At 30.4% G+C, this 9,775-nt stretch carries 13 protein-coding genes; 9 read left to right on the plus strand and 4 right to left on the minus strand.

What is annotated here, in order from left to right:
* Positions 1-56: 56 nt before the first annotated feature.
* The 4 genes from QZ824_RS09020 (at position 57) to rlmH (ending at position 2,130) form a co-directional block, all read left to right on the plus strand.
* Positions 57-416 (plus strand): TM2 domain-containing protein, encoded by a 360-nt coding sequence (locus QZ824_RS09020; RefSeq protein WP_291275692.1) that lies wholly within the window; start codon positions 57-59, stop codon positions 414-416.
* 9 nt (positions 417-425) lie between these two features.
* Entirely contained in the window at positions 426-761 is a 336-nt protein-coding gene (locus tag QZ824_RS09025) for a DUF2752 domain-containing protein (RefSeq protein WP_291275693.1), read from the plus strand.
* Positions 762-843: 82 nt separating this feature from the next.
* Positions 844-1,554 (plus strand): YebC/PmpR family DNA-binding transcriptional regulator, encoded by a 711-nt coding sequence (locus tag QZ824_RS09030; RefSeq protein WP_291275694.1) that lies wholly within the window; start codon positions 844-846, stop codon positions 1,552-1,554.
* Positions 1,555-1,656: 102 nt separating this feature from the next.
* Positions 1,657-2,130 carry a 23S rRNA (pseudouridine(1915)-N(3))-methyltransferase RlmH gene (gene rlmH / locus QZ824_RS09035; protein WP_291275695.1) on the plus strand — a complete coding sequence of 158 codons (474 nt, stop codon included), beginning with the start codon at positions 1,657-1,659 and terminating at the stop codon, positions 2,128-2,130.
* Positions 2,131-2,351: 221 nt separating this feature from the next.
* Here rlmH and folP read toward each other — a convergent pair whose 3' ends face one another.
* Positions 2,352-3,176, minus strand: a complete 825-nt coding sequence (gene folP, locus QZ824_RS09040) for a dihydropteroate synthase (protein ID WP_291275704.1) — start codon at positions 3,174-3,176, stop codon at positions 2,352-2,354.
* Positions 3,177-3,224: 48 nt separating this feature from the next.
* Here folP and QZ824_RS09045 point away from each other — a divergent pair, with 48 nt between their 5' ends.
* The 5 genes from QZ824_RS09045 (at position 3,225) to QZ824_RS09065 (ending at position 7,037) form a co-directional block, all read left to right on the plus strand.
* On the plus strand, positions 3,225-3,767 hold the full coding sequence (locus QZ824_RS09045) for a DUF1599 domain-containing protein (protein ID WP_291275696.1): 543 nt from the start codon (positions 3,225-3,227) through the stop codon (positions 3,765-3,767).
* Positions 3,768-3,827: 60 nt separating this feature from the next.
* Complete coding sequence (locus tag QZ824_RS09050; RefSeq protein ID WP_291275697.1) at positions 3,828-4,931, plus strand: MauE/DoxX family redox-associated membrane protein; 1,104 nt, start codon at positions 3,828-3,830, stop codon at positions 4,929-4,931.
* Positions 4,932-4,949: 18 nt separating this feature from the next.
* Positions 4,950-5,441, plus strand: coding sequence for a TlpA disulfide reductase family protein (locus tag QZ824_RS09055; RefSeq protein WP_291275698.1), 492 nt, complete (start codon positions 4,950-4,952; stop codon positions 5,439-5,441).
* 4 nt (positions 5,442-5,445) lie between these two features.
* Positions 5,446-6,195 carry a triose-phosphate isomerase gene (gene tpiA, locus QZ824_RS09060; protein ID WP_291275699.1) on the plus strand — a complete coding sequence of 250 codons (750 nt, stop codon included), beginning with the start codon at positions 5,446-5,448 and terminating at the stop codon, positions 6,193-6,195.
* Between the two features lie 68 nt (positions 6,196-6,263).
* A complete protein-coding gene (locus tag QZ824_RS09065) occupies positions 6,264-7,037 on the plus strand; it encodes a sulfite exporter TauE/SafE family protein (RefSeq protein WP_291275700.1) in 774 nt (257 codons plus the stop codon).
* 1 nt (position 7,038) lies between these two features.
* Here the strand turns inward: QZ824_RS09065 and QZ824_RS09070 are convergent, their stop codons facing one another.
* The 3 genes from QZ824_RS09070 to QZ824_RS09080 all read right to left on the minus strand — a co-directional run.
* Entirely contained in the window at positions 7,039-7,557 is a 519-nt protein-coding gene (locus tag QZ824_RS09070) for a hypothetical protein (RefSeq protein ID WP_291275701.1), read from the minus strand.
* 1 nt (position 7,558) lies between these two features.
* Positions 7,559-8,134, minus strand: a complete 576-nt coding sequence (locus tag QZ824_RS09075; protein WP_291275702.1) for a dual specificity protein phosphatase family protein — start codon at positions 8,132-8,134, stop codon at positions 7,559-7,561.
* 7 nt (positions 8,135-8,141) lie between these two features.
* Positions 8,142-9,775 (minus strand): LTA synthase family protein (locus QZ824_RS09080; protein ID WP_291275703.1); only part of this gene is annotated, 1,634 nt, incomplete at its 5' end.

A 9,775-nucleotide genomic window follows, 5' to 3' on the forward strand; every position in this document is an offset into this window, starting at 1 on the left:
CATTTGGATATTTAGTTAGAATTAATATTTTTGCTACAAACTAAAACATTTTTATTATGAAAATCAAATTATTTTTAACACTTTTAATGTTCGTATTTGGAGCATTAACTGTTTCTTATGCTTCTTTCCCTGTTGAAAGAACAACTACAAACAACACTACTGTTGTAGAAAATCAAAAAGACGAATTTACTTCACCAGCAGCAGCAGCTGAAGGAAAAAGTCAAGTTATTGCTTTAATTTTATGTATTGTTGTAGGTGGTATTGGAATCCACAGATTTTATTTAGGTTACACTTGGCAAGGTATCGTTCAGTTGTTAACTCTTGGTGGATGTGGAATCTGGGCACTTATTGATTTAATCAGAATTATTACTGGAGACTTACAACCTAAAAACGGAAGTTATTCTAAAACATTATAATTAGAAATAATGAGTTTAGTTCGTAAATTACTTTTTTATATCTCAAATATTGTAACAATAATAGCTCCAATAGCTTTGTTGTTTTTCCCTGTAGACTTCTTTGATAAAGGTGAAAGCATTTGTTTATCAGTACAATTGGCTGGAATAGAATGTTATGCTTGTGGTTTAACAAAAGCTATTATGCATCTTTTACATTTTGACTTTGCTGGTGCATGGAATTTTAATAAATTATCTTTTATTGTCTTTCCTATGATGGGGGTACTTTGGGTTAAAGCAATTTATGACATACAAGGTAAAAGGATGCCAGGATTTATTGGCAAACTTACTTATCCAAAAGAGGCTTAGGCCTCTTTTTTTATTTCTTAATATTTCTTAAATTTGCACCTAGTATTTAAGATTTGTTATACAACCATAAACTCATATAGAAATGGGAAGAGCGTTTGAATTTAGAAAAGCCCGCAAAATGAAGCGTTGGTCTGCAATGGCCAAAACATTTACAAAGATTGGTAAAGATATTGTAATGGCAGTTAAGGAAGGTGGACCTAATCCTGAAACCAATTCAAGATTAAGAGCCGTAATGCAAAATGCAAAGGCTGCAAACATGCCAAAAGACAATGTTGAACGTGCCATAAAAAAAGCTACTGATAAAGACACTGCTAACTATAAAGAAGTTTTATTTGAAGGCTACGCACCTCATGGAATAGCAATCTTAATTGAAACAGCTACTGACAACAATAACAGAACAGTTGCAAACATTAGAAGTTACTTCAACAAATGTAACGGAACACTAGGTACTCAAGGTTCAGTTGAATTTATGTTTGACCATACTTGCAATTTTAGAATTCCAGCTGAAGGCCAAGATGTTGAAGAATTAGAATTAGAAATGATTGATTTTGGTGTAGAAGAAATTTTTGCCGATGAGGACGGAATTGTTATGTACGCTCCTTTTGAAAGCTTTGGTGCTATCCAAAAAGAATTAGAAAATAGAGGACTAGAAATTTTATCGTCTGGTTTTGACAGAATTCCACAAGTAACCAAAGAATTAACTCCTGAGCAAGTTGCTGATGTGGAGAAGTTATTAGAAAAAATAGAGGAAGACGATGATGTAATGAACGTTTTCCATACCATGGCAGAATAATAATTCAGAAATTAGAATTTAGAAAAATGCAGAATTTAATTTTATGTTCTGCATTTTTATTTTAAAAAATTCTGAATTCATATTTCTAAATTCTAAATTAAAATGAACATTAAACTTATTGCAATAGGTAAAACCGATAATAAGAATCTACAAGCTTTAATAGATGAATACACCAAACGATTGGGATTTTATGTGAAATTTGAATTAGATATCATTCCAGATATCAAAAACGTTAAAAACTTATCGGAAAGTGAACAAAAAATCAAAGAAGGACAATTGATTTTATCAAAATTAACCCCAACCGACCAATTGATTGTTTTAGATGAAAATGGAAAGGAATTCAATAGTGTTGGTTTTTCCGATTTCTTACAGAAGAAAATGAATTCAGGAATTAAAACATTAGCATTTGTTATTGGTGGCCCTTATGGTTTTTCGGAAGAAGTGTATCAAAAAGCACAAGGCAAAGTTTCCTTATCACAAATGACATTTTCCCATCAAATGGTGCGTTTATTCGTGATTGAACAAATTTATAGAGGCTTTACTATTTTAAACAATGAGCCGTATCATCATAATTAATAAGTCCAATTTAGTTAATTTAAAAATAAATTAATTTTACATACAGACGATGTTATTGTAGTTTCAAAATCAAATTACTTATTCTTCCGATATTATATACCATTATATTTTTATGGTTTAGAATGATTTATCAGAATCAAGAAAAAGAATTACATTTAAAAATTAAAAAATTTCTTTCGTCAATATAGATCAATAAGCACATCGACTAATTGGCACATCGACTAATTACCAAATTGTCTAATCAATTTCACACATTCCACCGCTTCTTTCACATCGTGAACACGTAAAATAGACGCTCCTTTTTGTAAACAGAATGCATGTAAAAATGTAGTTCCATTCAAGGCTTCTTGAGGAGTGCATTCTAATGTTTTATAAATCATCGACTTTCTAGAAATTCCAGCTAAAAGAGGTAAACCCGCTATTTGTAAAAGTTCCATTTTCTGTAATAATTCAAAATTTTGCTCCCTAGTTTTAGCAAAACCAAATCCAGGATCTAAAATAATATCATTTATTCCTAAACTTCTTGCATAAGTTATTTGATTAGAAAAATAATAATTGATTTCTTTTACTAAATCGTCATAATTAGTTAAAGATTGCATAGTTTCAGGAGTACCTCTCATGTGCATCATAATATAGGGCACTTGCAGTTGAGCTATTGTTGGTATCATCATTTCATCTAAAAATCCGGCAGAAATATCATTAATAATAGCAGCACCAGCTTCGATAGTTTGCTTTGCAACCTCACTTCTAAAAGTATCAATAGAAAGTAATGTCTCTGGGAAATGGTTTAGAACTAATTTCACTATAGGCAAAACCCTTTGAATTTCCTCCTCTTCGGTTACAAAAGCAGCTCCTGGTTTACTTGAGTAGCCACCAATATCAATAAAATCGGCACCTTCTTCTAACATATGAGCTACGCGTTCAATCACTTCATGTTCTACTTTTAAAGTACCACCATCATAAAAAGAATCAGGAGTTATGTTTAAAATACCCATAATTTTTGGATGTGATAAATCTATCAGCCTACCCTTGCAGTTTATTGTCAACATTGTATTTTTTGCTTATATTTGAACTTTACAAATATAATTCAAATAATGACGAATACCGCTGAACAATATGATAAAGTAATAACCGCTTGCCGCGAATTATTCACAAAAAAAGCTCAAGATTATGGAACTGCATGGCGCGTATTACGATTACCATCTTTGACTGATCAAATTTTCATTAAAGCGCAACGAATTAGAAGTTTACAAGAAAATGGAACACGAAAAGTAGATGAAGATGAAACTAGTGAATTTATTGGAATAATAAACTATTGCGCTATGGCTTTAATTCAAATGGATAAAGGTGTAGCAACACAACCCGATTTATCTGCCGAAGAAGCTATTCAACTATATAATGAAAAAATCGCCATAACTAAAGCACTCATGGAAGCCAAAAATCACGATTACGGTGAAGCTTGGCGAGATATGCGTGTAAGCTCCTTGACCGATTTAATTATTCAAAAACTGCTTCGTGTTAAACAAATTGAAGACAACAAGGGAAAAACTATTGTGTCTGAAGGTATTGATGCCAATTATCAAGATATGATTAACTATGCTGTTTTTGCTCTAATTCATTTGAACGCTTTTAAATAACATCTTATTAACATAGTAAATCAATTACCCTATTTACATTTGTAAAAATCCACTAAAACTATGAAAAAAGAACAATTAGCTTGGGTATTACGAGTAACTATTGCCGCATTATTCTTGATTTCGGCATTAGCAAAAATTGCAAAAGGTTGGATTCCTGAATTCCCATTTATTGATTTTTCTCCCAATTTTGCTATTTCTACTTTTGAAGTAAAACAATTATATCCACTAGGATTTTCGGAAGAATTGGCTTCCTATTTTTCTCGAACGTTAATTGGAATTGAATTTGCCTTAGGATTTCTATTATTAAACAACAACTATCTAAAAAAAATTACAATACCTTCAACAATTGGATTACTAGTCATTTTTATCCTTCATTTAAGTTATGAAACATGGGTAAGTGGTAATGTAGGTAATTGTGGGTGTTTTGGTGAATTATTACCAATGACTCCTGTAGAAGCTATTATTAAAAACATAATTGCTATTGGTTTACTCATAGGTTTATGGAAAATACAAACTCTAGATTCTAAATCAAACATTTGGATACTAACGACCATAACCATTGCCTGTGTCTTAGGATTATTCATGTTAGCTCCTATGAAAGCATCAACTAGTATAAACACTATGCCTGCGTTCGACAAAAAAAACGATAGTCTTACGAACATTGTTAATGAAATCAACTTAGATACCCTACCCGAAGTAAAGGTAGACTCTACTAAGAATAAAAAAACAGCCAATGTTGATAATAAAAAGATAGCTGAACCGAAACCAACAAAATCAAGTTATGCAGAGTTTTACAGCGATATTGATAAAGGGAAAAAAATATTTTGCTTTTTTGTTCCAGGCTGTGAACATTGTAGGGAGACTGCCAAAGAATTGAATGCAATGCGCAAGAAATATAAAGATTTCCCTGAAGTTCGTATTGTTTTCATGAATGAAGAAGCAGAAAAAATTCCAGATTTTTTTCAATTTGTAGGACATCAATTTCCATATAAAGTGATAGATGTTATTCCGTTTTGGACAAAATTAGGTTCAGGTAGAGACACTCCTGGTGTTATCTATTTATGGAATGGAAATGTTATTAAATTTTATGATGGAATAGCTGAAAAAGCGTTCAATAAAAAAGCGTTCGAAAAATTAATTAATCAACCTTATACAGACAAATAATCAAATAAAATTACAGTTATGAGAAAAATTATTGCAGCATTTGCTTTATTAGTTTCATTTTGGTCTTGCCAAGCACAAGAAACTGAGTTTTCGAAAAAAACATTGGAAACTAAATTTAAAGATAAAGACAATAAAGAAATCAAATTCAGTCAAATTTTAGACCAATATAAAGGAAAAACAATATTCATTGAAGTTTGGGCTTCTTGGTGTCCTGATTGTATAAAGGGAATGCCTTTTGTAAAAGAATTACATGAAGTCTATGGTTCTGACGTTGTATTTTTAAATTTATCATGTGACAAAACATACGAATCATGGTTAAGCGGAATAGAAAAGCATCAAGTAAAAGGAGAACATTATTTAATTCCTGATGGTATGAAAGGTAAATTTGGTAAGTCTATAAAATTAGATTGGATTCCAAGATACATGATTATAGATAAAACTGGTAAAATAGCCCTATACAAAGCTACAGAATCTACTGATCCTAAAATTGAAGAAACATTAAACAAATAAAATAATGAGAAAAAATATAGTTGCGGGTAATTGGAAAATGAATAAAGATTATCCACAAGCGATAACTCTTATCAACGAAATAAAAACAAGTAAACCAAATAATAACGCAGAAATTATTTTAGCTACACCTTATCCTTATTTAGCAAAAGCAGTTGAGTTAGTGGAGGGTACAACTATTAAAATTGCTGCTCAAAATATGCACCAAGCGGAAGGTGGAGCTTTTACGGGCGAAGTAGCAGCAAACATGTTAACCAGTATAGGAGTAAATACTGTAATTCTTGGACACAGTGAAAGAAGAGCATATTTTCATGAAACAGATGCTTTATTAGCAAACAAAGTCGATACGGCTTTAAAACATGACATGACTGTAATTTTCTGTTTTGGAGAAGAATTAAAAGATCGTCAAGACAACAATCATTTTAATATTGTTGAATTTCAATTACGAGACGGTTTATTTCATATTGAAAAAGAAAATTGGAAAAATATAGTATTAGCATATGAGCCTGTTTGGGCGATAGGAACCGGAGAAACAGCTACTCCTGAACAAGCACAAGAAATGCATGCTTTCATTAGAAATTTAGTGGATAAAGTTTTTGGAAATGAAGTCGCAGAAAATGTAACTATCTTATATGGAGGAAGTGTTAAGCCAGATAATGCTAAAGAAATTTTCTCTAAACCCGATGTTGATGGAGGCTTAATTGGTGGAGCATCCTTACAAGCAAATGATTTCTTTGGAATTATAAACGGAATATAAATCTTAGAACTCAGAATTTAGAAACTTTTATAGTTCTGAATTCTAAATTCTACCTTCATAATTCAAAAATGGAATACATTATAATCCCCTTAGTTGCTTTATTTGCTTCAGCACTTACCTTTTTTTCAGGGTTTGGACTTGGAACAATATTATTGCCTGCTTTTGGATTGTTCTTTCCAATTGAAATTGCTATAGCTTTAACAGCAATTGTCCATTTTTTAAATAATATTTTTAAATTAGGATTAGTTTTTAAAAACATAGATAAAAAAGTAGTGTTGGGCTTTGGAGTACCAGCACTGCTTTTTTCATTTTTAGGTGCAAAAACACTACAACACCTCAATTTTCCTTATAATTTTATAAAATACCAATTGGGTGAAAAGGTTTTGGAAACCAATCTGGTTAAACTAACAATTGCAGTCGTTTTACTCTTTTTTGCTTTATTTGAATTAATTCCAAAATTAAAAAACCTGCAATTCGACAAAAAATATATTGCACTTGGTGGAATTTTAAGTGGTTTTTTTGGTGGATTATCAGGACATCAAGGCGCACTACGAAGTGCTTTTTTAACTAAAGTTGGATTATCTAAAGAAGCTTTTATTGCGACAGGAGTAGCAATAGCCTGCTTGATAGATCTTTCTCGATTGAGCGTGTATAGTCATCAAATTACACAATATCACAATCAAATTGATTTCAATTTAATTGTAGTTGCCACTTTATCAGCTTTTGTAGGCATTTATTTTGGAACTAAATTGGTTAAAAAAGTAACTATTGCTACCATTCAAAATATTGTAGCTGTGATGTTAGTAATTTTTGCCGTTTTATTAGGTATGGGATTGGTTTAGATTATTTATATTTCTCCCATATTTCTTCAAACAAATTATAAATAATTTTAGCATCATTACTTTTATTGACACTTAAACCATAAAATTGATAATCAAAAAGTATAGTATGATTACCAAATCTTAAATAATAAGTAAATCCATCAAATAAATTAAAATCTTGTTGTTCAAAACTGTCAAAATCTACACTTTGAATTATATCAATTATATCAAAAAAAACTTTTTTATCCAGCTTTAAATCATATTGAATTGGTTCAAATTTCAACAATTGCTCATCAGATAATTGCTCCACTTTATCATCTGAATACGTTTTTTTAACACAACAAGTATCATTAATTAAGTGAAAAACAACTTTCAGTAACGTATGAGATTTATCTAATCTATACCTGTGATTTTCAGGTATATAAAATTCAATTTCAGTAATTTTAACATCGTTTTTTAATTTATAAAATCCATTGTTTTGTGAATAAACTTTTTCACAGAATAAAACGAAAATAAATAATATTACTATTTTTAGACGCATACTATTTTACTGAATCTTTTCTTTTGATATACGTATGTAAAAAATCACCTTTAGGTTTTCCTAAATCAAAAGCGCTCCATTTGGTTAAAAAACGAGTACTTGTTCGTGCTTTGTCTCGATCCCAATTCTCATATTCAATTCGATAGATGGCTGAATATATCTCTGCTCTTCCCACACCATGATAACAATGGATTAAGACAGGATAATTTTTTGGATCGTCTAATATCTTAAAAAAATAATCCAAATTCTTTTTTGCAGGCACTTGATCGGAACCATTGTTAAAATAATTCACCCCAGGTATTTTTGCAATTGCTTCTTTTTCAGCAGTAAGTTCAGCAGGAACTTCCGGATTGTTCACATCATCTCCAGTACCCGGAAATCGTAAATCCACCACACTTTTAATATTGTATTTTTTGATGTAATCTGGTAACTCATCAGGAGGTATAACGCCACTTTTATAAACTTTCCCTTCTGTAATTGTTTCTAAATTATGATTAATTTTATAATCATAAACGTAAGATTTACCAAAAATCAAAGCAGCCAAAACAACTATTGCAATTATTATTTTTTTCCACATAATACGTTTACTTTGAGGTTAATTTTTTATCAATGATTCTATTAAAATAATCTTGAAGGAAGGCCTTACAGGCAATCTCCATATTATTCATTTCTTGATTCCTTTTTTTAATAAGATTATTTTTCAACTCTTTATCTTGAATACTATAAAAACCGACCGCTTTTTTTCCATCAAACATACAAATATAGTTACCTCGCATAAATTGATATGTATTTGTATTATAATTAATTAAAAATGGAACTTCATCTTTATTTTTACTCACTAAACTTCTCCCCCAGCTTCTGAATGGTTTTTTATACCCAATTAAATCTAAAACAGTAGGATAAATGTCTATATGTTGAGCAATTTCTTTATTTTCACCCACTAAATTACTATTAGGTTTAAAAATCAAAATTGGCACTGCACTTCTATTAATAATCTTATTATAAAAATAGTCTCCATAAAACACCTGATTACAGTGGTCTGCAGTAATTATAAAAATAGTATTATTATACCAAGGCTGTTTTTTTGCTGATTCAAAAAACTTCTTAAAAGCATAATCTGTATAACCGATACATTGATGAATGGGAACGTCTCCTTTTGGAAACTTATCTTTGTACTTTTCGGGCACGACATAAGGTTCATGAGATGTTACTGTGAATAAAGTAGAAAAGAAAGGTTGTTTTTTCTTGCTAATTGTTGCGTTCATAAACTGCATAAAAGGCTCATCCCAAATCCCCCAAGAGCCATCAAAATCTTTATCATTTCCATATTCAGTCATGCCATAGTAATGGTCAAAACCTAGAATATTAGCATAGCCTAAAAAACCCATTGAACCATTAGGTGCTCCATGAAAAAATGAAGTGTCATATCCTTCTGATTTTAAACATGAAACCAAAGACTCTATTTTCTGTTTGGCATATGGTGACGATGTAAAAGCATCTTGAAAACTTGGTATTCCTGAAATGATAGAAGACATTCCATGTATCGACTTGTAACCGTTTGCATAGGCATTTGTAAAAATCAAACTGCTTTTAGCCAATGAATCAATAAAAGGCGTATATCCTTTATAGTCTTTCAAATCAATGTCTTTATTGAATGAACCAACATATTCTTTGGCAAAGCTTTCTGTAATAATCAAAACAATGTTGGGTTTAGAGGAAGGATTATTTGCATATTTTTTTATTGGATTAAAATTTGAAACTACAACTTTATTTGGAATATTAAAGTCTGTTTTTTTAAATGAATTAACTCCTAATGTTCTTAAAAAAGTAAAAGCTGAATTTAAAACAATATCCGCATGTTGAGTTTTTGTTACATGCCTATTTGCATCAACTAAATTGATAGGTCTTGTACTTTTTTTAAAATCACCTCTAATACCACCAACAGTTATTGTGGCAATTAATAGAACACCAATAATTGATGAAAAAACATACTTCCACTTAGAATGTTCTGTCAAATTATGCTTTACTTTCACTTTTTTATATAGAAATATCCATAAAAAAGCCATTAGAAAAAACAACAACAAAACATCCCAATAAGTATATAAAAATCTAAAAAGCATGCTAATTTTAGAATTTTCGTGCTTAAAAACATCCCACGCTGCCAATGTTAATCTCGAAAAATTGTATTTATAGTAAATAAAATCAACAAAATTGAATG

Source organism: Flavobacterium sp., assembly GCF_021151785.1.
GTDB lineage: Bacteria > Bacteroidota > Bacteroidia > Flavobacteriales > Flavobacteriaceae > Flavobacterium.